Source organism: Pseudomonas sp. W4I3 (assembly GCF_030816195.1).
Lineage (GTDB): Bacteria > Pseudomonadota > Gammaproteobacteria > Pseudomonadales > Pseudomonadaceae > Aquipseudomonas.
In genome coordinates this window covers 5738955-5763721 of sequence record NZ_JAUSXS010000001.1, presented here as the reverse complement: position 1 = coordinate 5763721, position 24767 = coordinate 5738955, and the positions used below count along the sequence as shown (strand labels likewise).

Annotated in this window: 18 protein-coding genes and 2 tRNA genes; 11 read left to right on the top strand and 9 right to left on the bottom strand. The window is 58.9% G+C overall.

What is annotated here, in order from left to right:
- Position 1 precedes the first annotated feature (1 nt).
- From secG to QF045_RS26200, 11 genes are all read left to right on the top strand, one after another.
- Positions 2-385: a preprotein translocase subunit SecG gene (secG, locus tag QF045_RS26250; RefSeq protein WP_010206600.1), complete on the top strand. Its 384-nt coding sequence runs from the start codon at positions 2-4 to the stop codon at positions 383-385.
- A 22-nt stretch (positions 386-407) separates the two neighbouring features.
- Positions 408-493, top strand: a tRNA-Leu gene (locus QF045_RS26245).
- A 96-nt stretch (positions 494-589) separates the two neighbouring features.
- A tRNA-Met gene (locus tag QF045_RS26240) sits at positions 590-666 on the top strand.
- Positions 667-806: 140 nt separating this feature from the next.
- The gene (gene rimP / locus QF045_RS26235) at positions 807-1265 is read left to right on the top strand and encodes a ribosome maturation factor RimP (protein WP_003235029.1); all 459 of its coding nucleotides are present in this window, start codon (positions 807-809) and stop codon (positions 1263-1265) included.
- Positions 1266-1312: 47 nt separating this feature from the next.
- Positions 1313-2794: a transcription termination factor NusA gene (gene nusA / locus QF045_RS26230; protein ID WP_306494649.1), complete on the top strand. Its 1482-nt coding sequence runs from the start codon at positions 1313-1315 to the stop codon at positions 2792-2794.
- Positions 2795-2821: 27 nt separating this feature from the next.
- Entirely contained in the window at positions 2822-5338 is a 2517-nt protein-coding gene (gene infB, locus QF045_RS26225) for a translation initiation factor IF-2 (RefSeq protein WP_306494648.1), read from the top strand.
- 159 nt (positions 5339-5497) lie between these two features.
- Positions 5498-5893 carry a 30S ribosome-binding factor RbfA gene (gene rbfA / locus QF045_RS26220; RefSeq protein WP_003176137.1) on the top strand — a complete coding sequence of 132 codons (396 nt, stop codon included), beginning with the start codon at positions 5498-5500 and terminating at the stop codon, positions 5891-5893.
- A gap of 3 nt (positions 5894-5896) precedes the next feature.
- Positions 5897-6814, top strand: a complete 918-nt coding sequence (gene truB, locus QF045_RS26215; protein ID WP_032884721.1) for a tRNA pseudouridine(55) synthase TruB — start codon at positions 5897-5899, stop codon at positions 6812-6814.
- Positions 6815-6929: 115 nt separating this feature from the next.
- Positions 6930-7199 carry a 30S ribosomal protein S15 gene (gene rpsO, locus QF045_RS26210; RefSeq protein WP_003176135.1) on the top strand — a complete coding sequence of 90 codons (270 nt, stop codon included), beginning with the start codon at positions 6930-6932 and terminating at the stop codon, positions 7197-7199.
- 196 nt (positions 7200-7395) lie between these two features.
- Complete coding sequence (gene pnp, locus QF045_RS26205; protein ID WP_306494647.1) at positions 7396-9501, top strand: polyribonucleotide nucleotidyltransferase; 2106 nt, start codon at positions 7396-7398, stop codon at positions 9499-9501.
- A gap of 299 nt (positions 9502-9800) precedes the next feature.
- Complete coding sequence (locus QF045_RS26200; protein WP_306494646.1) at positions 9801-10421, top strand: BON domain-containing protein; 621 nt, start codon at positions 9801-9803, stop codon at positions 10419-10421.
- A gap of 273 nt (positions 10422-10694) precedes the next feature.
- Here the strand turns inward: QF045_RS26200 and QF045_RS26195 are convergent, their stop codons facing one another.
- From QF045_RS26195 to QF045_RS26155, 9 genes are all read right to left on the bottom strand, one after another.
- Entirely contained in the window at positions 10695-13628 is a 2934-nt protein-coding gene (locus tag QF045_RS26195; RefSeq protein ID WP_306494645.1) for a DUF748 domain-containing protein, read from the bottom strand.
- Positions 13629-13715: 87 nt separating this feature from the next.
- Complete coding sequence (locus tag QF045_RS26190) at positions 13716-14732, bottom strand: class I SAM-dependent rRNA methyltransferase (RefSeq protein ID WP_306494644.1); 1017 nt, start codon at positions 14730-14732, stop codon at positions 13716-13718.
- Between the two features lie 90 nt (positions 14733-14822).
- Positions 14823-16760: an acetate--CoA ligase gene (gene acs, locus QF045_RS26185; RefSeq protein ID WP_306494643.1), complete on the bottom strand. Its 1938-nt coding sequence runs from the start codon at positions 16758-16760 to the stop codon at positions 14823-14825.
- Positions 16761-16865: 105 nt separating this feature from the next.
- A complete protein-coding gene (pgi, locus tag QF045_RS26180; protein WP_306494642.1) occupies positions 16866-18530 on the bottom strand; it encodes a glucose-6-phosphate isomerase in 1665 nt (554 codons plus the stop codon).
- 228 nt (positions 18531-18758) lie between these two features.
- The gene (gene panC, locus QF045_RS26175) at positions 18759-19610 is read right to left on the bottom strand and encodes a pantoate--beta-alanine ligase (RefSeq protein WP_306494641.1); all 852 of its coding nucleotides are present in this window, start codon (positions 19608-19610) and stop codon (positions 18759-18761) included.
- Complete coding sequence (gene panB, locus QF045_RS26170) at positions 19607-20407, bottom strand: 3-methyl-2-oxobutanoate hydroxymethyltransferase (RefSeq protein WP_306494640.1); 801 nt, start codon at positions 20405-20407, stop codon at positions 19607-19609. The genes panC and panB overlap by 4 nt, the downstream gene beginning before the upstream one ends.
- A gap of 322 nt (positions 20408-20729) precedes the next feature.
- Positions 20730-21212: a 2-amino-4-hydroxy-6-hydroxymethyldihydropteridine diphosphokinase gene (gene folK / locus QF045_RS26165; protein ID WP_306494639.1), complete on the bottom strand. Its 483-nt coding sequence runs from the start codon at positions 21210-21212 to the stop codon at positions 20730-20732.
- 2 nt (positions 21213-21214) lie between these two features.
- Positions 21215-22618: a polynucleotide adenylyltransferase PcnB gene (locus tag QF045_RS26160; protein WP_306494638.1), complete on the bottom strand. Its 1404-nt coding sequence runs from the start codon at positions 22616-22618 to the stop codon at positions 21215-21217.
- 705 nt (positions 22619-23323) lie between these two features.
- Positions 23324-24754: a sigma-54 dependent transcriptional regulator gene (locus QF045_RS26155; protein ID WP_306494637.1), complete on the bottom strand. Its 1431-nt coding sequence runs from the start codon at positions 24752-24754 to the stop codon at positions 23324-23326.
- Between the last annotated feature and the right edge of the window lie 13 nt (positions 24755-24767).

The following is a 24767-nucleotide window of genomic DNA, read 5'->3' as shown; positions in this document are numbered from 1 at the left end:
AATGCTGGAAACAGTCGTAGTCGTTTTTCATCTGTTGGCTGCCCTGGGCGTAGTTGCCCTGGTTTTGTTGCAACAGGGTAAAGGTGCGGATGCTGGTGCGTCTTTCGGTGCAGGTGCTTCAAATACTGTGTTCGGAAGCCAAGGTTCCTCTACCTTTCTTAGTAAGTTTACTGCTATACTTGCCGCAGGTTTCTTCATAACCAGCTTAGGGTTAGGTTACTTTGCTAAAGAGAAAGCTCATGTGCTGACTCAAGTAGGCTTGCCAAATCCAGCAGTGTTGGAAGTACCAAAAGCAAAACCGGCTTCTGATGATGTACCGGTGCTTCAAGAGCAAAAGTCGGCTACTCCAGCGACTGACGTGCCTCCAGCTCAAGAGCAGAAGTAAGAAGGGTTGTAAACGCTGTATTGCCGAGGTGGTGGAATTGGTAGACACGCAACCTTGAGGTGGTTGTGCCCATAGGGTGTAGGGGTTCGAGTCCCCTTCTCGGTACCAATTATCAAGAGAGCCCGCTGTTGCGGGCTTTCTTGTAGGTGGAAGGTTACATTGACCCTGCAAGGGATCGGTCGTATACTTCCGCCCCAGCTTTGTCGCGGGGTGGAGCAGTCTGGTAGCTCGTCGGGCTCATAACCCGAAGGTCGTCGGTTCAAATCCGGCCCCCGCAACCAGTTTTAGCGGAGCCCCTTTTAAGGGGCTTTTTGTTAGCTGGACACTTTCAACGCCGCTGTTCGACGGCGTTTCAAGGATGGGCGTTTCGCCCATTTTTTTATTTTGCACAGCATGCACATACATGCACGAGGGGGTTCAGGTGTCGAGCAAGCTAGAAGAGTTGCAGGCCTTGCTGGCCCCGGTGGTCGTGGCCCTAGGCTATGAATGCTGGGGTATTGAGTTTTCGGCTCAAGGTCGCCACTCAATGTTGCGCGTTTATATCGATAAAGAGGGCGGTGTGCTGGTGGACGATTGTGCCATCGTCAGCCGTCAGATCAGCGGTGTGCTGGATGTTGAAGATCCGATTTCCGTTGAATACACCCTCGAAGTTTCCTCGCCAGGCATGGAACGCCCACTGTTCACTATTGATCAGTTTGCAAAATTTGCCGGTGAACAAGTGAAGATCAAGCTGCGATCGCCTTTTGAAGGGCGACGCAACTTTCAGGGCCTTCTGCGCGGTGTAGAAGAGCAGGACGTCGTGGTGCAGGTAGAAGACCATGAGTTCCTGTTGCCGATCGATATGATCGACAAGGCCAACATTATTCCCAGTTTTGACTGAGACGCGGATCCCGCGGATCCAATGGCTTGCGAAAGGCGAGGCGTACGATGAGCAAAGAAGTACTGCTGGTTGTTGAGTCGGTATCCAATGAAAAGGGCGTACCGGCAAACGTGATTTTTGAAGCGCTGGAGCTGGCCTTGGCCACTGCTACCAAAAAGCGTTTTGAAGATGAAGTTGATCTGCGTGTGGAAATCAACCGCCACACCGGTGCCTATGAGACTTTCCGTCGCTGGACGGTCGTCGAAGAAGCCGATCTTGATGATCCGGCGATTGAAACCTGGCCGAGCAAGGTTGCGCAAACGCATCCGGGCGCCAAGGTCGGTGATGTCGTCGAAGAAAAGATCGAATCGATCGAATTCGGCCGTATCGCTGCACAGACCGCCAAACAGGTCATCGTGCAGAAGGTTCGCGAAGCCGAGCGTGCTCAAGTCGTTGACGCCTATCGCGAGCGTCTGGGGGAAATCATCTCCGGCACCGTGAAGAAAGTCACCCGCGACAACGTGATCGTCGACCTGGGTAACAATGCTGAGGCACTGTTGGCCCGTGAGGACATCATTTCTCGCGAAACCTTCCGTGTCGGCGTGCGTCTGCGCGCGCTGCTCAAGGAAATCCGCACCGAGAACCGCGGCCCTCAGCTGATCCTGTCGCGTACCGCGCCGGAAATGCTGATCGAGCTGTTCCGCATTGAAGTGCCGGAAATCGCCGAAGGTCTGATCGAAGTCATGGCTGCGTCCCGCGACCCGGGTTCGCGCGCCAAGATCGCGGTCCGCTCCAAGGACAAACGCATCGACCCGCAAGGCGCGTGCATTGGTATGCGCGGTTCGCGCGTCCAGGCAGTGTCGGGCGAATTGGGCGGTGAGCGTGTGGACATCGTTCTTTGGGACGATAACCCGGCGCAGTTCGTGATCAATGCCATGTCGCCAGCTGAAGTGGCGGCAATTATCGTTGACGAAGATGCCCATGCAATGGACATCGCCGTTGGCGCAGACAATCTGGCTCAGGCCATTGGTCGTGGTGGTCAGAACGTGCGTCTGGCCAGCCAACTGACCGGCTGGACCCTGAACGTGATGACCGAATCGGACATCCAGGCTAAGCAGCAAGCTGAAACCGGTGACATCCTGCGCAACTTTATCGAAGAGCTGGAAGTCGATGAAGAACTGGCACAGGTGCTGGTAGATGAAGGCTTCACCAGCCTGGAAGAGATTGCCTACGTACCGTTGGAAGAAATGCTCAACATCGACGGCTTTGACGAAGACATCGTCAACGAGCTTCGCGCTCGGGCCAAGGATCGTTTGTTGACTAAAGCCATCGCTACTGAGGAAAAGCTGGCAGACGCCCATCCGGCCGAAGACCTGCTCTCGCTTGAGGGTATGGACAAGGATTTGGCGATGGAACTGGCGGTGCGCGGCGTAATTACCCGCGAAGACCTGGCCGAGCAGTCTATTGACGATCTGCTCGACATCGACGGCATTGACGAAGATCGTGCCGGCAAGTTGATCATGGCCGCCCGAGCCCATTGGTTCGAGTAATTAGGCGCGGCCTGAGGAGAGAAGTGCATGACGCAAGTCACGGTGAAACAACTGGCCGATGAGGTCAAAACACCGGTAGAGCGCCTGTTGCAGCAGATGCGTGAGGCAGGTCTGCCGCACACCGCCGCCGATGAAGGTGTGAGCGATAGTGAGAAGCAGTCTTTGCTGACTCACTTGAAGAGCAGCCACAAGGCAAAAGTGGAAGAACCGCGCAAGATTACATTGCAGCGCAAAACCACCAGCACCCTGCGTGTTGCGGGTAGCAAGAGCATCAGCGTTGAAGTACGCAAGAAGAAAGTCTTCGTACAACGCAGCCCGGAAGAAATCGAAGCCGAGCGCAAACGCGAACTTGAAGAGCGTCGCGCAGTAGAAAATGCTGCTCGTCAGAAGGCTGAAGAAGAAGCCAAGCGTCGCGCCGAAGAAGAAGCGCGTCGCCAGCCTGCTGCTGCGCAACCTGCTAACACTGAAGCGGTTGCCGCTCCTGTTGAAGCTGTGCGTGAGGCCGCTCCGGTGGCTGCCGCTCCTGCTCCTGCAGCAGACGCCCGCAAGCGCGATGAACCTCGTCGCCCGGACAAACCCCGTGCCGACGATAACAATCGTCGCGGTGGTGGTGGCGATGGTGAGCGTAAAAACGCTCCACATCGTGCCTCGGTCAAAGAAAAAGCGCCTGCTCCACGCGTTGCCCCACGTACCACCGACGAAGAGAGCGATGGCTTCCGTCGTGGTGGTCGCGGCAAGGCCAAGCTGAAAAAGCGCAACGCCCACGGTTTCCAGAGCCCAACCGGCCCTGTCGTGCGTGATGTGCAGATCGGCGAGACCATCACCGTTGGCGATCTCGCCAATCAGATGTCGGTCAAGGCTGCTGAAATCATCAAGTTCATGTTCAAACTGGGTACCCCGGCGACCATCAACCAGGTGCTTGATCAGGAAACTGCTCAACTCGTGGCTGAAGAGTTGGGCCACAAAGTGACCCTGGTCAGCGACACCGCCCTGGAAGATTCCCTGGCCGAGTCCCTGAAGTTTGAAGGTGAAACGTTCTCCCGCGCGCCAGTTGTGACCGTAATGGGCCACGTTGACCACGGTAAGACATCCCTGCTCGACTACATCCGTCGTGCCAAGGTAGCCGCTGGCGAAGCCGGTGGTATCACCCAGCACATCGGTGCGTACCACGTTGAAACCGAGCGCGGCATGGTCACCTTCCTTGACACCCCAGGTCACGCCGCGTTTACCGCAATGCGTGCCCGTGGTGCCAAGGCGACTGACATCGTGATCCTGGTCGTTGCAGCGGACGATGGCGTGATGCCGCAGACCATTGAAGCTGTCCAGCACGCCAAGGCCGCTGGTGTTCCACTGGTTGTTGCAGTGAACAAGATCGACAAGCCGGGCGCCGATCTCGATCGCATCCGTAGCGAGCTGTCGGTTCACGGCGTGACTTCCGAAGAGTGGGGCGGTGATACGCCGTTCGTTTCGGTCTCGGCCAAAGTCGGTACTGGCGTGGACGAACTGCTCGAAGCAGTCCTGCTGCAAGCTGAAGTACTCGAACTGAAAGCCACTCCATCGGCTCCAGGCCGTGGCGTTGTAGTTGAATCGCGTCTCGACAAAGGTCGCGGCCCGGTGGCAACCGTATTGGTTCAAGACGGTACCCTGCGCCAAGGCGACATGGTGCTGGTCGGCTCGAACTATGGCCGTGTACGTGCCATGCTCGACGAGAACGGCAAGCCAATCAAGGAAGCCGGTCCTTCCATCCCTGTCGAGATCCTCGGCCTGGACGGTACCCCGGACGCTGGCGACGAGATGAGCGTGGTTGCCGACGAGAAGAAAGCCCGTGAAGTGGCTCTGTTCCGTCAAGGCAAGTTCCGCGAAGTCAAACTGGCTCGTGCTCACGCCGGCAAGCTGGAAAACATCTTTGAGAACATGGGCCAGGCAGAGAAGAAGACGCTTAACATCGTCCTCAAATCTGACGTACGTGGCTCCCTTGAAGCGTTGAACGGCGCCTTGAACGGCCTGGGTAACGACGAAGTGCAAGTGCGCGTTGTCGGTGGCGGTGTCGGTGGTATCACCGAATCCGACGCCAACCTGGCACTGGCTTCCAACGCTGTACTGTTCGGCTTCAACGTGCGTGCCGATGCCGGCGCTCGCAAGATCGTCGAGCAGGAAGGCCTGGACATGCGTTACTACAACGTCATCTACGACATCATCGAAGACGTCAAGAAAGCCCTTACCGGCATGCTTGGCAGCGACGTCCGGGAGAACATCCTGGGTATCGCCGAGGTGCGTGACGTGTTCCGCTCGCCGAAATTCGGCGCGATTGCCGGCTGCATGGTTATCGAAGGTACCGTGTACCGCAACCGTCCTATCCGTGTGCTGCGTGAAGACATCGTTATCTTCGAAGGCGAGCTGGAATCCCTGCGCCGCTTCAAGGATGACGCTTCCGAAGTACGTGCCGGCATGGAGTGCGGTATTGGTGTCAAGAGCTACAACGACGTCAAGCCTGGCGACAAGATCGAAGTCTACGAGAAGGTTCAGGTTGCTCGCAGCCTCTAACTCGCGCACTTCCGGAGCCACGCCACGTGTGGGCATGCAGATGCCCCGCGTAGCGTACGGACTCTAAACGCAACGCCCGGTCTGGCTTTTGTCAGGCCGGGCGTTTGCCGCTTTCAGACCCCACGGGTTTCACCGTGTGGCAGCAACAGGTAACAAGACATGGCAAAAGAATACAGCCGTACCCAGCGTATCGGCGATCAGATGCAGCGCGAACTGGCCCAACTGATCCGTCGCGAAGTCAAAGACCCGCGCGTTGGCCTGGTCACTATCACTGCCGTTGAAGTGAGCCGTGACGTGGGTCACGCCAAAATCTTCATCACCGTGATGGGCCAGGACAATAGCGAAGAAATCGCGCAAAGCATCAAGGTGCTCAACTCCGCCGCAGGTTTCCTGCGCATGCAGTTGGCCCGTGAAATGAAGTTGCGCAGCGTTCCGCAGTTGCACTTCCACTACGACGAAAGCGTCGTGCGTGGTGCACACCTGTCGGCGCTGATCGAGCGCGCCGTGGCTGAAGACAGCCAGCATCCGTCCACACCTGAAGACGCCAAGGAGTAAGCGGTGGCTCAGGTCAAACGTATCCGCCGCAACGTCAGTGGCATTATCCTGCTCGACAAGCCCATTGGCTTTACCTCCAATGCCGCGTTGCAGAAGGTTCGCTGGCTGCTCAATGCCGAAAAGGCCGGGCATACCGGCAGCCTCGATCCCTTGGCCACCGGCGTACTGCCGTTGTGCTTTGGCGAAGCGACCAAGTTCTCGCAATACCTGCTGGATTCCGACAAGGGTTACGAAACCCTGATGCAACTGGGCAAGACCACCACCACGGCGGACGCCGAAGGTGATGTTCTGCAGGTTCGCGATGTGACCGTTGGTCGTGCTGATATCGAAGCCGCTTTACCCGCTTTTCGTGGGCAAATCAGTCAGATACCACCCATGTACTCGGCTCTCAAGCGTGACGGGCAGCCACTTTACAAGCTGGCACGTGCGGGCGAAGTAGTGGAGCGTGAACCGCGTTCTGTTACTATTGCGCGCTTGGAATTGCTCGCCTGTGAAGGTGAAACCGCACGCTTGGCCGTGGACTGCAGCAAAGGCACCTATATCCGTACCCTGGTGGAAGATATTGGTGAACAGCTCGGTTGCGGCGCGTACGTTGCAGAACTGCGGCGCACCCAGGCCGGACCTTTCAGCCTCGCTCAGACGGTCACGCTGGAAGAGTTGGAAGCGGTACACGCCGAAGGCGGCAATGAAGCGGTTGATCGCTTCCTGATGCCATCGGACAGCGGTTTGCTGGATTGGCCATTGCTACACTTCTCGGAACACAGCGCGTTCTACTGGCTCAACGGCCAACCGGTACGCGCCCCGGATGCCCCGAAGTTCGGCATGGTGCGGGTACAGGATCATAACGGTCGCTTTATCGGTATCGGTGAAGTGAGCGAAGACGGGCGCATCGCGCCGCGTAGACTGATTCGGTCAGAATGACCGGACGAGTGTGGCTGTTAACAGGCACGGTCAACACTCATTTTTAGATACAGGGATTTGTCCCTGGCCTGTTGAAACCATCCTTTGGGTGGTTTCCTGAAAAAAGGATTGCCTCATGGCTCTCGACGTTCAAGAAAAAGCACAAATCGTAGCTGACTATCAGCAAGCTGTTGGTGACACTGGTTCGCCAGAAGTGCAAGTTGCACTGCTGACCCACAACATCAACAAACTGCAAGGTCACTTCAAGGCCAACGGTAAAGACCACCACTCCCGTCGTGGTCTGATCCGCATGGTAAACCAGCGCCGTAAGCTGCTGGACTACCTGAAAGGCAAGGATCTGGGTCGTTATCAGGCTCTGATCGGTCGCCTGGGTCTGCGTCGCTAATCAGCGATTGCGCTAGAGGTTGGTTGTCTGCCGTGTGTCAGTGGGGTTCCCGCTGGCCCATGGCAGGCTCCCAGCCTCAAGTTTTATCTGGACACACGTTTTACCCCCTGGACAAGGGTTGGGCCGATTCCCGACATTGCCCAATAATTTCGCAAGAAAACAAGTTCCCCAAGAGCCACAAAGAAGGTAGGACACCGTGAACCCGGTTATCAAAAAATTCCAGTTCGGTCAGTCGACCGTTACCCTCGAGACAGGCCGTATCGCCCGTCAAGCCTCCGGCGCAGTGCTGGTTACCGTTGACGACGACGTTACCGTATTGGTGACCGTGGTTGGCGCCAAGACCGCTGACCCGAGCAAAGGCTTTTTCCCTCTGTCCGTTCACTACCAGGAAAAGACTTACGCTGCCGGTAAGATCCCTGGCGGTTTCTTCAAGCGTGAAGGCCGTCCTTCCGAGAAAGAAACCCTGACTTCCCGACTGATCGACCGTCCGATCCGTCCGCTGTTCCCAGAAGGCTTCATGAACGAAGTGCAGGTTGTCTGCACCGTCGTCTCCACCAGCAAAAAGACCGATCCGGACATCGCTGCAATGATCGGTACTTCGGCTGCCCTGGCCATCTCCGGCATTCCTTTCGATGGCCCGATCGGCGCAGCTCGTGTGGCTTTCCACGAAAGCACCGGCTACCTGCTGAACCCGACTTACGAGCAGCAGAAAGCTTCGAGCCTGGACATGGTCGTTGCCGGTACCTCCGAAGCCGTCTTGATGGTTGAATCGGAAGCCAAAGAGCTGACCGAAGACCAGATGCTGGGCGCCGTACTGTTTGCTCACGACGAGTTCCAGGTTGTGATCAACGCCGTCAAGGAACTTGCCGCCGAAGCGGCCAAGCCAACCTGGACCTGGGCTCCACAGCCAGAAGCCACCGCACTGCTGGGCGCCATCCGCGCAGAATTCGGCGCTGCCATCTCCGACGCTTACACCATCACCGTCAAGGCTGACCGTTACGCTCGCCTGGGCGAGCTGAAGGATCAGGTCGTGGCCAAGCTGTCCGGTGAAGAAGGCCAGCCTTCCTCCAGCGAAGTCAAAGCGGCTTTCGGCGAAATCGAATACCGCACCGTTCGCGAAAACATCGTTAACGGCAAGCCTCGCATCGACGGTCGCGACACCCGCACCGTTCGTCCACTGAACATCGAAGTCGGCGTTCTGCCGAAGACTCACGGTTCGGCGCTGTTCACCCGTGGTGAAACTCAGGCACTGGTTGTCGCGACACTGGGTACTGCCCGTGACGCACAACTGCTGGACACCCTGGAAGGCGAGAAAAAAGACCCGTTCATGCTGCACTACAACTTCCCTCCGTTCTCGGTGGGCGAGTGTGGTCGCATGGGTGGCGCTGGTCGTCGCGAAATCGGTCACGGCCGTCTGGCCCGTCGTTCGATCGCAGCGATGCTGCCGGCTGCCGACGTGTTCCCTTACACCATCCGTGTGGTGTCGGAAATCACCGAGTCCAACGGCTCCAGCTCCATGGCTTCCGTTTGCGGTGCTTCTCTGGCGCTGATGGACGCTGGTGTGCCGATGAAGGCGCCGGTTGCCGGTATCGCCATGGGTCTGGTTAAAGAAGGCGAGAAGTTCGCCATCCTGACCGACATCCTGGGCGACGAAGACCACCTGGGCGACATGGACTTCAAAGTAGCCGGTACCGCCAAAGGCGTGACCGCGCTGCAGATGGACATCAAGATCAAGGGCATCACCGAAGAGATCATGGAGATCGCCCTGGGCCAAGCCCTGGAAGCGCGCCTGAATATCCTCGGCCAGATGAACCAGATCATTGGTCAGTCGCGTACCGAGCTGTCGGAAAATGCTCCGACCATGATCGCGATGAAAATCGACACCGACAAAATCCGTGATGTCATCGGTAAAGGCGGCGCGACCATTCGTGCGATCTGTGAAGAAACCAAGGCTTCGATCGATATCGAAGACGACGGTTCGATCAAGATCTTCGGCGAAACCAAGGAAGCGGCTGAAGCTGCACGCCAGCGCGTCCTGGGTATCACCGCTGAGGCCGAGATCGGCAAGATCTATGTCGGTAAGGTTGAGCGCATCGTCGACTTCGGCGCATTCGTCAACATCCTGCCGGGCAAAGACGGTCTGGTTCATATCTCCATGCTGAGCGACGCTCGCGTTGAGAAAGTGACCGACATTCTCAAAGAAGGCCAGGAAGTGGAAGTGCTGGTACTGGACGTGGACAACCGCGGCCGTATCAAACTGTCCATCAAGGACGTAGCAGCAGCCAAGGCTTCGGGCGTTTAATCACCCCTAAAGCTTCAAGCTGAAAAAAGGACTCTTCGGAGTCCTTTTTTTATGCGCGCAAGAAAGTGGAGCAGAATCAGCCGTTTAGCCCCACCCCAAAAGCCGCAACTTGCATGCAGGCACGATGGGCTTCATGCAAGTTGCACGATTCCGAAAAACGGCATGTTTTATAAGCTTCTGTTTTATAAGGGTTTTTTGCTGAGTGCCGACTTGGCACACTGCCTGCAATATCCCTGTCAGCGCTGCAGCACTAAGATTTTTATGAACTGCAGACTTTTAATAAAACAGGAGTTACTCGTATGAAGAAGTTCGCTCTCGCTACTGCTACCGCTCTGACTCTGGCCATGGGTGCTAACGTAGCCTTTGCTCAGACTTCCCAAGCCCCGATGACCTTGGCGGCAGGTGAAGTGACCAAAGCCAAAGAGTCTACCTCGGACACTTGGATCACCACTAAAGTCAAAGCTGACCTGCTGACTGAAAAAGGCATCCCAGGTTCGGACATCAAGGTTGAAACCAACAAAGGCGTGGTTTCCCTGTCTTCCGAGGTTGCTATCTCGGATTCGCAGAAAGCGACCGCCGTAGCCATCACCAAAAAAATCAAAGGCGTGACTGCAGTTTCCGCAGACGGCCTGCTGGCTGGCGGCGCTACCAAGGCTGACGGTATCGATAAAACCAAAGGCGCAGCCCACAACGCTGGAGAGGCGACTAGCGACACCTGGATCACCACCAAAGTGAAGGCTGACCTGGTTACCGAGAAAGGTATTCCTGGCACCGACATCAAGGTTGAAACCAACAAGGGCGTAGTTTCGCTGTCGTCCCCTACCGCAGTGACCGCCGCGCAGAAAGAAACTGCTGTTGCGATCACCAAGAAAATCAAAGGCGTTAAAGCTGTATCGGCTGATGGCCTGAAAGCAGAGTAACCCACAGGTTTCGTCTGAACCGGATAGCGGCGGCTTAGGGTGAGTTAGATATCCACCCGAGGCACCTCTGGAGTTCATGCGACCGACCACACGGATGTGGTCATTACAGGCCCCGGCACTTGTGTCGGGGCCTGTTCTATTTGGGCGCCATAATTTGCCGGCCAGACGCGGCATCACAATGTGGGAGGGGGCTTGCTCCCGATAGCGGTGTCACAGTCAAAATATAATTGACTGATCTACCGCTATCGGGAGCAAGCCCCCTCCCACATGGGGTTACTCGGCATCCAAGTGCATCGGCGTAACGACCCGACCATCCTTCTCAGCCTGTCCCAGCTGCGCATCAATGAAGTACACGCGGTCGTCTTCCAGCTGAGCCTTATCCACCAAATAGTCCTTGATGGTACTGGCTCGGTCCTGGCCCAGTTGGCGCAGAAGCACGTCGCTGCCACTCCAGAACTTGATCACGCCATCCTTGAGCTTGGCGGTGCGCTCATCGTTACCCAAGTCCTTCCACTCGGCCGGTGGCTGTTGCTTCAGACGGGTGCGGTAGATGCCTTCCAGCAACGGCGCCTTTTCCTTCTCCGGCACGACAAGCAATGATGCCTGAGCCGGCACTTTATCGCCGCGACGCTGCAGGATCTTGTAGTAGTTGTATTGGTATTCACGCTCAAGCCGTTGTGCCGCCAGGAACGGACCGTCACTGCTGGCAGCGGCAGTGCCTTCGATCTCCAGGCGCAGGGCAGGGCGTTCCTTGAGCGCCTTGGCCAGCGTGTTGAGGGCGCCTTCGGCGTCTTTGTTCAGTTCGCTCGAGCCTGCGGCGAACGAGACATTGCCCAGGTCTTCCGAGCCCCCGCCGGTCACCAGCCCGCCAATGAACTTGAACGGCGCCGTCGCCGCACGCACCACGAGGTTACGCAGGGTTTGCCACACAATCGGCATCACGCTGAATTGTGGGTTGTTCAAATCACCGGTCACCGGCAGTTCGATGGAAATCTTGCCGTCGCTGTCCTTGAGCAGGGCAATTGCCAAGCGAATCGGCAAGTCCACGGCGTCGGCGCTGTCGACCTTCTCACCCAGTTGCAATTGCTCGACCACCACCTTGTTCTCAGCCTTCAACTGACCTTTGGTGATCATGTAATGCAAGTCCAGGTTCAGGCGACCTTTGCGGATGCGAAAACCGGCAAATTTGCCTGAGTACGGCGTCAGGGTGGTCAGCTCGACACGTTTGAAGCTGGTCGCGATGTCCAGCGCGGCCATCGGGTCAAAGGGGTTCACGCTGCCCTTGATGGTCACCGGTGCGTAGCGGTCCACCTTGCCCTTGATGTCGACGCTGGCCGGCTTGGCTTGGCGGCTGTCGATGGTGCCGATCTGGCCGTTGAGCTGTTGAATCGCAGTGGCGAAGTTGGGCGTGAGGCTGAAGTCGGCGAAATTGGCCGAGCCGTCGTTGATCGCGATCTGCCCGATGCGGATACCCAGCGGCTTGTCTTTGCTCGCTGCCGGCTTGGCAGAAGACTTGGCACCGCTGTCGGCGGGCTGCGGAATCAGCAGGTCGTCAATGTTGGTGGTGCGGTCGTCATTGATCATGAAGCGCGCATAGGGTTGCAGCAGGTTGACCTTATCGATCGTCAGGCTGTCGCCATGCTGGTAGTTCACGCCTTCCAACACCAGGCGCTGCCACTTGAGGAAATCACGAGACTTAAGGGTGTCGAGCGTGTGCAGCTGATCCACCTGCGCCCGGCCGGTGACCTGAAGGGCCAGCGGTTCGGTGCTTTTGAGGTTTACATCCAGATTGCTGCCCAGCATGCCGCTGCGCAGTTCCAGGCGAATGAACGGGCTGATATAGGATTGGGCGACGCGCAGGTCGATGTCCTGGGTGTTCACTTTCAGCTTGGCGCTGACCGGATTGAGGTTGACCTCGCCGGTTGCCTGGATCTTGCCTTGCTTGCCCAGGCCGGTGTCGACCTTCAAGGTAAAAGGGCTCTGGTTGAGGCTGTCGAAATTCTGCACGTCGACGTTCAACGGGCCCAGCTCCAGTGCTACCGCAGGCTTGGCCTGGCGGTCGGCCAGGTGCACCTGATAGTTGCGCAGTTGCACGTCCTTGAGCAGCACTTGCCAGGGCTTGTTCGGCGCGGCCGGTTTCGCTTCAGGCGAATCGGCGGTTGCGGGGGCAGAGGCAGGCTCCGGCGCCTTGGCCGGCTTGGCGGGTTGGCTGGCGAACAGCTTCTGCCAGTCGAGCTGCCCATCGGCTTCGCGGGCTGCCCAGGTTTCCAGTTTGTTGCTGCGGATCTTGCCGATCACCACCTTCTGCTTGGCGAGGTCCACCGTGGTCTCGCTGACGTCCAGGCGTTCCAAGCGTGCCAAAGGTCGACCATCCGGCGCCTTGATTGCGAAAGGCGCGATGCTGGCGGTGGTGTTGGTCAGGTTCAGTTCGGTCTCTTTGGCCAGGCTGAAGGTGTAGTCGGTGCTGAAATTAAGCACGCCGTCCTCAAGCACCAGCGGCAGGGCATCGCGCACATACGGCCACCAGGCTTTCATCTTGCCGTCGGTGACTTTGAGCGAACCTTGTGAGGTGATCGGCACCAGGCTGAAGTTGCCCTTCCAGTCGATCTGCCCGCCCGCGGGGCCTGCGGCCACCAACGTCATGTCGGCGTTATCTTCCGGCAATGTACTGAGGTTCTTCAGTTCGAAGTCGAGTTTGTCGTAGAGAAATTCGATGGGTTCGCTGGGACGCAGGTCCTCGAAGTGCACATAACCGCCCGCCAGCTTGATGCTGTCGATACGCAGCGGGAAGGGCTTGGCGTCGGGATCGGCCGGGGTCGGCTCGCTCGCAGGCAATTTGAACAGCTGCGCCAGGTTCAACTGGCCGGACTTGTCGAAGAGTAATTCGGTCTTGGGTTGTTCCAGTTGCACATCGGCCAGGTGCAGCGCGCGGGTCCATAGGCTGTCAATCTGCAGATTGGCATAGAGGCGCGCGAAGCCCAGCTGTTCCTTGCCGGGTTCACCGATCTTCAGCCCCCATAGCGTCAGCTCCAGGCTGAACGGGTTGAGCTCGATACGCTCGATACGCGCCGGTACCGTCGCGTAGTTGGCCAACTGCTGGTTGGCAATGCGAAGGGCAATGCCGGGAAGAATCAGAAAGCCCAGCAAGCTGTACAACGCAAGGGCAGTCAACAAGGCGCCTAGGGCGCGGGTCAATCCTTTGGGCATGGGTGACGCCATCTATGTCGAACGAGAGTGCCTTGGAGTATGGCACGTGATTTCGGTTCCGAAGAACAGCGGGCCTTGGGAAACTTCCTACAATTGCAGGATCAGGGTCTTCAGCGGAGGCTGTTGGTCTTTCGACGGGAAGTCCGCTCCCGGCGCCATCACCTGCCAATCGCGCACGGGGCGACCGGCTTTTTCGGCGCAACGCAGCACCTGTTCGCGCCAGTCATCCATGCTCACTTTCGCCAGGTTGTTGCAGCAAATGAGTACGCCATTATCGGCGGTGGCCAACAAGGCGGGTTTGAGCAGACTTTGGTAGTCACGCAACAGGTCGACGGTGCCGAAGGCGCTTTTGGCCCAGGCGGGGGGATCGAGCAGCACCAGGTCATACTGGCGCTGTTCCAGGCGCGGGTAGCTGGGCAATTTCTGGCCACGGCGCTGAGTGATGGCGAGGCCGGCCAGTTGGCGGATTGCAGGGAAGTAATCGGACTGTACAAACTCCATGGTCGGCAACTGCGGGTTGAGCAGGCCGTTCTCGCGACCGACCGCCAGGTTCCCCTCGGCAAAGTCCAGGTTGCAGACTTCGCGCGCGCCGCCCGCCGCCGCGCTCAAGCCGACGCCACAGGTGTAGGCGAACAAGTTGAGTACGCTTTTACCGGCGCAGTGCGCCTTGACCCAGCCGCGGGTGTTGCGCAGATCAAGGAACAGCAGCGGATCCTGCCCGGCATGGCGCCCGCGGACACGGTAGTTGAGGCCCCATTCGTGACCAACCAGATCTTCCAGCGCGGCAGGTTCGGCGCGGTAGACGGTGTCTTCTCGGTCGATCCGCGAGTTGCCACGGGAGCGGTCGTTGTACACCAGCAGCAATTCCAGGCCCATGTATTGGTTGATCAGTTGGTGCAGGTCCAACAGATCAGCGCGCTCCAGGGATTGGTGAAAGCTTTGCACCAATAATTGCGGGCCGTAGCGATCGATCGTCAGGCCGCCGGCGCCTTCCTGGCTGCCGTGGAACAATCGGTAGCAGTCAGTCCCCTGGGCATGCAGTTCACTGATCAGGTCTTGGCGATGATCGAGGGCGGCGCGCAGCGCCTGGTTCAAGGGAGTCATGGAGCGCGCCTTGCTTGCAGGTAAATGAGGACAATTGCGGTCGCGCAGTTTAACAGCCCCGGCCTGAACAGGCCGGGGGTTATTTCGAGGCTATCGGTTAAGGCGTTCCTCGATCAAGCCGTCCACCACGCTCGGGTCGGCCAGCGTCGAGGTGTCGCCCAGGCTGTCCAGCTCGTTGCAGGCGATCTTGCGCAGAATCCTGCGCATGATCTTGCCGGAGCGGGTTTTCGGCAGGGCGGGCGCCCACTGGATAAATTCTGGTTTGGCGAAGCTGCCGATTTCCTTGCTGATCAACTCCAGCAGGTGCTTTTTCAGTGCATCGCTGGGTTCGACGCCGTTCATTGGCGTGACGAAGGCATAGATGCCCTGGCCTTTGACGTCGTGGGGATAGCCCACCACCGCGGCTTCGGCGATCTGGTCGTGCAGCACCAGGGCGCTTTCGACTTCGGCCGTACCGATGCGATGGCCAGATACGTTGATGACGTCGTCGACCCGCCCGGTAATCCAGTAATCGCCGTCCTCATCGCGCCTCGCGCCGTCGCCCGTGAAGTAGTAGCCGGGGTAGGGTTTGAAATAGGTGTCGATCATGCGCTGCGGATCGCCGTAGACGCTGCGGATCTGCCCCGGCCAGCTGGATTTGATCGCGAGCACGCCGCTGCCGGCACCGCTGATTTCTTTACCTTGCTCATCCAGCAACACCGGTTGTACGCCGAACATCGGCTGGGTGGCACAACCTGGCTTGATGCGTTGGGCGCTGGCCAGCGGGCTGAGCATGATGCCGCCGGTTTCGGTCTGCCACCAGGTATCGACAATCGGGCAGCGCTGTTCGCCGACGGCGTTGAAGTACCAGTCCCACGCCTCTGGGTTAATCGGCTCACCGACACTGCCCAGCAGGCGCAAGCTGGCGCGTGAAGAGCTTTGTAGCGGGCCGCTGCCTTCACGCATCAGCGCGCGCAATGCGGTCGGCGCGGTGTAGAAAATATTCACCTGATGTTTATCGATGACCTGCCAGAAGCGCGAGCTGTCCGGGTAACTCGGTACGCCCTCGAATATCAATGACGTCGCCCCATTGGCCAACGGGCCATAGACGATGTAGCTGTGGCCGGTGACCCAACCCACGTCGGCGGTGCACCAGAACACCTCGCCCTCCTGGTAGTCCAGCACGTACTTGAAGGTCATTGCCGCTTGCAGCAGATAACCGCCGGTGCTGTGCAGCACGCCCTTGGGTTTGCCTGTGCTGCCGGAGGTATAGAGGATGAACAGCGGGGCCTCGGCGTCCATTGGCTCGGGCGGGCAATCGTCGCTCGCGGCATCCACGGCCTGTTGATACTTGAGGTCGCGGCCTTCGCTCCAGTTCACGCTTGCGCCGGTGCGTTGTACCACCAGTACGGTGCTGACGTTCGGGCAACTGGCCAGTGCTTTATCCACGTTGTGCTTGAGCGCCACCGGCTTGCCGCCGCGTACACCTTCGTCGGCAGTGATGACAGTACGACAGTCGGCATCCAGTATGCGATCACGCAGGGCGTCGGGCGAGAACCCGCCAAACACCACCGAGTGCACCGCGCCGATGCGTGTGCAGGCCAGCATGGCGTAGGCCGCTTCCGGGATCATCGGCATATAGATGCACACCCGGTCGCCTTTTCTTACGCCACGGCTCTTCAGCACGTTGGCCAGTCGGCTGACGTGTTGATGAAGTTGGCGGTAAGTGATTTTGGAGGATTTTGCAGGGTCATCGCCTTCCCAGATGAAGGCCGGCTGATCGGCACGCTGTGCCAGATGACGGTCGATGCAGTTGTAGCTGACGTTGAGCTGTCCACCTGCAAACCATTGCGCGGCACCGGTGCTGATGTCGGCGCTATGAACGGTGTGCCACGGCGTTACCCAATCGAGGAAGCCCTTGGCCTGCGCGGCCCAGAAAGTGACCGGCTGTTCGATGGATTGGCGGTAGAGGCGCTGATAGTCCTCTTGACTGAGTTGCGCAGCCCGACGAACGGCGTCGGCGGACGGGAATTGACTGATATCGAACATGAGCGCTCCTTATTCTTGTTTTGGCGACAAGTCATAAAGATGCACCCTGATGTGTGAGGGTTCAAGGCCAATGTCCGAACGGACATTGGCCTTTCACTACCTGGATCAGCCGCGGTGACGACCGCGGAAGTAGTTGATCAGGCCCTGGGTGGAAGCATCATCGGCCAAGGTTTCTTCGGCGCCGGTCAGGCGGTTGTAGACGCCTTTGCCCAGTTCCTTGCCCAGCTCGACACCCCATTGGTCGAAGGCGTTGATGCCCCAGATTACGCTCTGCACGAACACCTTGTGCTCATACATGGCGACCAGCGCGCCCAGGCGACGTGGGCTGATGCGTTCGACCACGAGCGTGTTGCTCGGACGGTTGCCCGGAATCACCTTGTGAGGCGCCAGTTTCTGTACGTCGGCCTCCGGAATGCCTTTTTCGCGCAGCTCCGCTTCGGCTTCTGCGCGCGTCTTGCCGAGCATCAGTGCCTGGCTCTGGGACAGGCAGTTGGCGTACAGCCACTGATGGTGGTCGGAGACTGGGTTGAAGCTCACGATCGGCACGATGAAGTCGGCCGGAATCAGTTGGGTGCCTTGGTGCAGCAACTGATGATAAGCATGCTGCCCGTTGCAGCCCACGCCGCCCCAGATGACCGGGCCGGTGTCGGTGGCTACCGGTGTGCCGTCCTGGCGCACGCTCTTGCCGTTGGATTCCATGTCCAGCTGCTGCAAGTGCTTGGTGATGTTACGCAGGTAGTGGTCGTACGGCAGGATCGCGTGGCTCTGCGAGCCCCAGAAGTTGCCATACCATACGCCCAGCAAGCCCAGCAGCACCGGCATGTTGTCTTCGAACGGGGCGTTCTGGAAATGCTGGTCCATGGTGTAGGCACCGGACAGCAGTTCCTTGAAGTTGGACATGCCGATTGCCAGCGCAATCGGCAAGCCAATCGCAGACCACAGCGAGTAACGCCCACCGACCCAGTCCCACATCGGGAAGATGTTTTCTTCGCGGATACCGAACGCCACGGCCGCTGCGTTGTTGCTCGACACGGCGATAAAGTGGCGGTACAGCTCGGCTTCCGAGCCACCCTGGGCCAAGTACCAGGCGCGAGCGGCCTGGGCATTCTTCAGGGTTTCAAGGGTGTTGAAGGACTTGGACGAGACAATGAACAGGGTGGTCTCGGCGCGCAGCTTCATGGTCAGCTCGTGGAACTCGCTGCCGTCGATGTTCGCCAGGTAATGGCAGCGCACACCTTTATGAGCGTAGGACAACAGCGCTTCGGAGACCAGCTCCGGGCCGAGGAACGAACCACCGATGCCGATGTTCACCACGTCGGTGATCGGCTTCTCGGTGTAACCACGCCACAGGCCATCGTGAATGCGGCCGACCAGGTCAGTGATCTGGTTCAACACCTTGTGCACGTCCGGCATGATGTTCACACCGTTGACCGACAACTTGTCGCCCACCGGGCGGCGCAGGGCGGTATGCAGCGCCGGGCGACCTTCGGAGGAGTTGACTGGCTCGCCGGCATACAGCGAGTTGATCGCATCTTTGAGGCCGACTTCGTTGGCCAGGCCCACCAGCAGGTCGCGGGTTTCGCGGGTGATCAGATTTTTCGAGTAATCGAGGAAAAGCCCGCAGCTGCTCAGGGTGAATTCTGAGAAACGCTGGGGGTCGGCATTGAACGCCTCGCGCATGCTGAAATCCTGCATGGCTTGGCGATGTTGATTGAGCGCTTGCCAGGCGGGCAGCGCGGTAACGTCATGAGGGGTGCGGTAGTACGCCATCGCTGCGGGTTTCCTTTTTATTACGGGGACTGCCTTTTAGGACACTTCAAAATCCGGAACATCCAGTCTTTTCACTGGCCACGAGTTCCAGATAGCGCTAACCATACGCGCAGGGCGATTACATTAAACCTAGCGTGTCGATATGTCTTGGCTTTGTCTGCGCTGTGGCCGGTACTTTTTTATACCGGCACAGCGATCAGGGCAATCGGCGCGGGGTGTCGAGAGGGGTCAGTCGAGGTTCAAATGCAGATTGTCGATCAAGCGAGTCGCGCCCAGATAGGCGGCGACCAGGATCACAATGTCCCGATCTTCTGGCGTGGCTGGGCGAAGGTGCACGCCTTGGCGCACTTCCAGGTAATCCATGCGCAAGCCAGCGGCTTCGATCTGCTGGATGTGCTCGGCGCGCAGCCTGGCGAAATCAGACTCACCGCTTTTGATGGCGGCCGCGATCTGGCTGAGGCTGCGGTACAGCACCGGTGCAATCGCCCGTTGCTCTTCGCTGAGGTAACCGTTGCGCGATGACAGCGCCAGGCCATCGGCTGCGCGTACGGTCGGCTCGCCGATGATCTGGATGGGCATGTTCAGGTCATGCACCATGGCGCGAATCACCGCCAATTGCTGATAGTCCTTCTGGCCAAAGACGGCCATATCCGGCTGCACCATGTTGAACAGCTTGCTGACCACCGTGGCAACGCCTTCGAAATGCCCTGGACGGCTGGCCCCACACAGGCCTTCGGAGAGCTGGGGCACGCTGACGCGGGTTTGTCCGGTCATGCCGTCGGGATACATCTCTTCGACCGTTGGCGCGAACAGCAGGTTACAACCGGCTTGCAGCAGCATTTCTTGGTCGGCGGCGAGAGTGCGCGGGTATTTGTCCAGGTCTTCGCCGGCGCCGAATTGCAGCGGGTTGACGAAAATGCTCGTCACCACGAAATCCGATTGCTGCGCCGCTTTGCTCACCAAGGTGGCGTGGCCGTTGTGCAGGTTGCCCATGGTCGGCACGAAGCCGATGCGCTTGCCGGCATTGCGCGCATGGGTCACGGCGGAACGCAGCTCGCGTAGGGTTTTAACGGTGTTCATGCAGAGAATCCATGTTCGGTGCCGGGGAAGGTCACGGCTTTGACTTCGCTGACGTAAGCGCTCAGCGCGGCGTGAATGCTGGTCTGGCCGGCCATGAAGTTTTTCACGAACTTGGGCACGTGGCCGCTGATCGACAGGCCGAGCATGTCGTGCAGCACCAGCACCTGGCCATCGGTGGCCGAGCCGGCGCCGATGCCGATCACCGGTACCTTGACGGCCTGGGTGATTTCGGCGGCCAGTTCACTGGGGACGCACTCCAGCAGGATCATCGCGGCACCGGCTTGCTCCAGGGCGATGGCATCGGCGCGCATCTGGCGTGCCTGGGCTTCATTGCGGCCCTGCACTTTATAGCCGCCCAGCAGGTTGACCGACTGCGGCGTCAGGCCCATGTGCGCGCAGACCGGTACGCCGCGCTCAGCCAGCAGTCGGATCGACTCGGCGAGCCAGACGGCACCTTCGACCTTGATCATGTGCGCGCCCGCCTGCATCAGTTTGCCGGCGTTCTGGAAGGTCTGTTCGAGCGTCGCGTAACCCATGAACGGCAGGTCGGCGATGATAAATGCACCGTCGTTGCCACGCTTGACGCTGGCGGTGTGGTACGCGAGCTCATCGGTGGTAACGGGTAGCGTGCTGTCATTCCCTTGAAGAACCATGCCCAGGGAGTCGCCCACCAGCAACACCTCGACTCCGGCCTGGCAACTGGCGTGGGCGAAGGTAGCGTCGTAGCAGGTCAGCATGGTGATTTTTTCACCTTTGAGCTTGAGGCTCTGCAAGGTGGTCAGGGTAATGTCTGGCATGAAAAGGGTCCTCGTTCAGGCGCTTGGAAACAGCGAGTAACGCGCGTGAGTCTTCGTTTATACAGGCGCACTGTCTTGAGAGCAGTGCTTATAAGGCCTGGATTGCGCCCTTCAGTGCCGGGTTGGCGGCAGCGGGACGCCTATAGTCGTGAGGAGGACACGGGAAGTCAATTGGATGTGTTACCGCATTGTTACGATGGCGGTGTTACCGCTGTTACTGACGCGATTGTAGGAGCGAGCTTGCTCGCGAAGAACCCACAGGTACTGCGTTTAATCAGGCTGGGCGCGTGATCGTTGACGACTTTCGCGAGCAAGCTCGCTCCTACAGAGGTAGGCGTTCCAGGCCGACGAATGGGCAGGCTTCAAGCAAGCCGCTGAGGCTTTGCCCGTCTGGCAGTTGCAGGTCGGCAGGCACCAACTCAGCCAGTGGATAAAGGACGAACGGCCGCAGGTGCATCTGGTAGTGCGGCACCTTGAGGCGCGGCTCATCGATCAGGCGATCGCCAAACAGCAGAATATCCAGATCGAGGGTGCGTGGCCCCCAGCGTTCAGCGCGCTCGCGGCCCTGGTCGTTTTCGATGGCTTGCAACGCATCGAGCAGGTCCAGCGGCGCAAGGGTGCTGTCCAGGGCCGCCACCGCGTTGGTGTAACGCGGTTGGCCGGGAAGCAGAGAGTCGCTTTGGTAGAAGGCGGAGACACCGGCAAGGGCAGTGCCGGGCAGTCGCGCCAAGGCTTCGATAGCGCTGCGCAGTTGCTGCGCCGGGGCAGCCAGGTTGCTGCCCATGCCGATGTAGATACGCTCCACGTTTATTCGCCCGTTGCGCCTGAGCCTTCGGCGGCGCTACGTTTGCGCTTGCTCGTGCTGCGGCGACGCTTTTTCGGCCCTTCACCGGTGCTGTCGCCTTTGCTGCCCAGTTCACGAATCATCTCGCGGCGTTGGCTGTCATTGGCATCCTGATAGTCGGTCCACCATTCACCCAGGCCGTCGGTCTGCTCGCCGGCGCTTTCACGCAGCAACAGGAAGTCGTAGCCGGCGCGGAAGCGCGGGTTCTCCAGCAACAGGTCGGCGCGTTTGCCGCTGCGGCGCGGCAGGCGCTCTTGCATGTCCCAGATTTCGCGGATCGGCAGGGTGAAGCGCTTCGGAATGGCGATGCGCTGGCACTGTTCGGTGATCAACTCGTGGGCGGCTTCCTGCATCGCAGGGATTGGCGGCATGCCACGGTCCTGCAGGCGCAGGACGCGTTTAGGCAACGCCGGCCACAACAGGGCGGCAAACAGGAACGCCGGGGTGACCGGTTTGTTCTGCTTGATGCGCAAGTCAGTGTTGATCAACGCTTCGCTGATCAGGGTGTGGGTATACGTCGGGTTGTGCTCCAAAGCCTCGGCGCTGGCCGGGAACAGTGGATCGAACAACTGCAGGTCGACGAGCATTTCAAAGGTGTCGGCGGCGTAGCCCGACAGGAACAGCTTGAGCACTTCTTCAAACAGACGCGCCGACGGGATCTCCCGCAGCATCGGTGCCAATTCGCGAATCGGTGCGGCCGTGTGCTTTTCGATACCGAAGTTGAGCTTGGCGGCGAACCGCACGGCACGCAGCATGCGCACCGGGTCTTCCTGGTAGCGTTGGGTCGGATCGCCGATCAGGCGGATCAGGTTGTTGCGGATATCGTGCACGCCGTTGGCGTAATCGAGGATGCGCTCGCTGACCGGATCGTAATAGAGGGCATTGATGGTGAAGTCGCGGCGCTGCGCGTCTTCTTCCAGCGTGCCGTAGACATTGTCGCGCAGGATGCGTCCGCTCTCGTTGCGGGAAGACTGATTGGTGTCCTCCTCTTCATCGTTTTGCGGATGGCCGGCGCGGAACGTCGCGACTTCGATGATTTCGCGCCCGAAATGGATATGCACCAGCTTGAAGCGGCGCCCGATGATCCGCGCATTGCGGAATTCGGCACGCACCTGTTCAGGCGTGGCGCTGGTGGCGACGTCGAAATCCTTCGGCGTGATATTGAGCAGCATGTCGCGTACGCACCCGCCCACCAGGTAAGCCTGGTAACCGGCGTTCTGCAAACGTTCGACGATGTTCACTGCGTAACGGCTGAACTGAGCACGCTGCAATGAATGCTGATTGCTGTTAAGCACTTCAGGCGTGCTGCGAATGTGTTGCGTACGACGCAAGGGAGAACGGAATGACTGGAACAACTTCTTCAGCATGGGATGCACTGTTTGAAGGAATGTTCGGCCATAACGAAGAATGACCGCATGATGGGCCGGGATTCTAGCATTTAGTCAGGGGATGGTGTAGGAACAAGCTGCAGGCGTTGCGCCATAAGCGTTTGAAGGTGAATCCGGAGTATCTATCGGAAACTACAAGGGGAGCCGAAGCTCCCCCAGAAGTAGTTGCGTGCTCTTTTTTTATTATGGTTTTCGGGCTTCTTGTTTTTGTTGATCGCCCTCGCCATGAAGCTTCACCTTCATGACACTCCCAATCGGGAGTCAAGAGCAAACGGATTGCTTTGGTCGCTGTGTTGCTGATCTACGATCCAACCAGTTCAGGCTCTGCCTTAGGGCAGTTTTTGTTGTTCTCGGCCTGGTTGCGGGGCAAGCCCCAATGCAACGCCTCTCCAAAAGAATCAGTTAGCTGCGCCTCCGCCGTGTTGTTTTTGTTATGCGTGAGTCGATTCGTCTTATTTTTATTGTCTTGTACAAAGCTTGTTATTGTTTTTGTACTAAGCATATAGCAGGGTGCGTGCCAACTTTTGCATCGCCCAGCAAAATCAGGGGTTTGAGGCGATTATCGGGTTTTGGCGGGCGAAAAAAAGCCGGGGCTTCGTTACCGTAAGCCCCGGCTTTTGTTACGCGTAATATCCGCGGTAACAGTTTTTTCACATTAGCAGGTGTTACCTGTGGTGCGGGCCCTCAACTCTCGCTGGCGACGCCGGTCTTGCGCCGTGGAATACCCAGGCGCTGGCGGCGTTCCCACAGGCATTTGCGGCTTACGCCCAGCTTGCGCGCCAGTTCGGTCTCGGTCATGTGGTCCTGGTGCTCGAGGACGAAGTGCTGGAAGTAGTCCTCCAGGGACAAGTCCTCCGTCGGCTCATGGCTGGTAGTGCTACCTGTGCCCTGTTGCGGCGCCAGGCCGATGAAGTCGTCGTCGTCCAGGTCGCTGAGCTCGATATCGATGCCCAGCAGCTCGGCGGAAATTTCCGGGCTTTCCGACAGAATGACCGCACGCTCAACGGCGTTCTCCAGTTCCCGCACGTTACCCGGCCACGAGTAATGCCGGATCGCCTGCTCGGCGTCCGGCGCGAACTTCAGGTCGGTTCGGTTGATGCGCGCGCTCTGGCGCAGCAGGAACGCATTGGCAATCTCGTTGACGTCGGCGCCACGCTCACGCAGTGCTGGCAGCTTGAGCGCAATCACGTGCAAGCGGTAATACAAGTCTTCGCGGAACTGGCCGATCTTGGCCAGGCTCTTGAGGTCGCGGTGCGTCGCTGCGATCAGGCGCACATCGACCTTTTGCGATTGCACCGAACCGACCCGGCGAATTTCGCCTTCCTGCAGCACCCGCAGCAAGCGCGCCTGTGCTTCCAGCGGCAATTCGCCGATCTCGTCGAGGAACAGCGTGCCGCCATCGGCGGCTTCGACCAGGCCCGCACGCCCGGCGCTGGCACCGGTGAATGCGCCTTTTTCGTGACCAAACAGTTCGGACTCGATCAGGGATTCGGGGATCGCCGCGCAGTTCACCGAGATCATCGGTGCCTTGGCGCGCCTGGACAGGTTGTGCAGGGCACGGGCCACCAGCTCCTTGCCGGTGCCCGACTCACCCTGGATCAAGACATTGGAGTCGGTGGGTGCCACTTTGCGGATCTTGCTGTAAAGGTCCTGCATGGGCGGGCAGGAGCCAATAATGCCGATCTCGCCGTTGCTGTTGTCGACGCCTGGCTTGTCGGCAGCTTTTCCTGCCGGACGCGGTTCGGCTGGCGCACTGCTGGCCGACTGGCGGTCACGCAGGATGCGGGCCACAGCCTGAAGCATCTCGTCATGGTCGAAAGGCTTGGCGATGTAGTCCACCGCGCCCATCTTCATCGAGTCCACGGCCGAGCGCAGGCTGGCGTAGCTGGTCATGATCAGCACCGGAGTGCCCTGGCCCAGCTTGATCAGTTCGGTACCCGGTGCGCCCGGCAAGCGCAGGTCGCTGACGATCAGGTCGAACGTGGGAATGCTGAACCGCTCCTGGGCTTCCTGCACCGAGCCGGCTTCGCTGACCTGGTACTGATTACGTTCAAGCAGGCGACGCAAGGCAGAGCGGATAATGGTTTCGTCTTCGACGATCAAAATGTGCGGCATTGATTCAATTCTC

Excerpts from the sequence above, each read along its gene's own strand:
- secG (WP_010206600.1), top strand. The coding sequence starts at position 2 with ATGCTGGAAACAGTCGTAGTCGTTTTTCATCTGTTGGCTGCCCTGGGC.
- rpsO (WP_003176135.1), top strand. The coding sequence starts at position 6,930 with ATGGCTCTCGACGTTCAAGAAAAAGCACAAATCGTAGCTGACTATCAG.
- QF045_RS26195 (WP_306494645.1), bottom strand. The coding sequence starts at position 13,628 with ATGCCCAAAGGATTGACCCGCGCCCTAGGCGCCTTGTTGACTGCCCTT.
- nusA (WP_306494649.1), top strand. The coding sequence starts at position 1,313 with ATGAGCAAAGAAGTACTGCTGGTTGTTGAGTCGGTATCCAATGAAAAG.
- infB (WP_306494648.1), top strand. The coding sequence starts at position 2,822 with ATGACGCAAGTCACGGTGAAACAACTGGCCGATGAGGTCAAAACACCG.
- rbfA (WP_003176137.1), top strand. The coding sequence starts at position 5,498 with ATGGCAAAAGAATACAGCCGTACCCAGCGTATCGGCGATCAGATGCAG.
- QF045_RS26155 (WP_306494637.1), bottom strand. The coding sequence starts at position 24,754 with ATGCCGCACATTTTGATCGTCGAAGACGAAACCATTATCCGCTCTGCC.
- acs (WP_306494643.1), bottom strand. The coding sequence starts at position 16,760 with ATGTTCGATATCAGTCAATTCCCGTCCGCCGACGCCGTTCGTCGGGCT.
- panC (WP_306494641.1), bottom strand. The coding sequence starts at position 19,610 with ATGAACACCGTTAAAACCCTACGCGAGCTGCGTTCCGCCGTGACCCAT.
- QF045_RS26160 (WP_306494638.1), bottom strand. The coding sequence starts at position 22,618 with ATGCTGAAGAAGTTGTTCCAGTCATTCCGTTCTCCCTTGCGTCGTACG.
- panB (WP_306494640.1), bottom strand. The coding sequence starts at position 20,407 with ATGCCAGACATTACCCTGACCACCTTGCAGAGCCTCAAGCTCAAAGGT.
- pgi (WP_306494642.1), bottom strand. The coding sequence starts at position 18,530 with ATGGCGTACTACCGCACCCCTCATGACGTTACCGCGCTGCCCGCCTGG.
- QF045_RS26190 (WP_306494644.1), bottom strand. The coding sequence starts at position 14,732 with ATGACTCCCTTGAACCAGGCGCTGCGCGCCGCCCTCGATCATCGCCAA.
- QF045_RS26200 (WP_306494646.1), top strand. The coding sequence starts at position 9,801 with ATGAAGAAGTTCGCTCTCGCTACTGCTACCGCTCTGACTCTGGCCATG.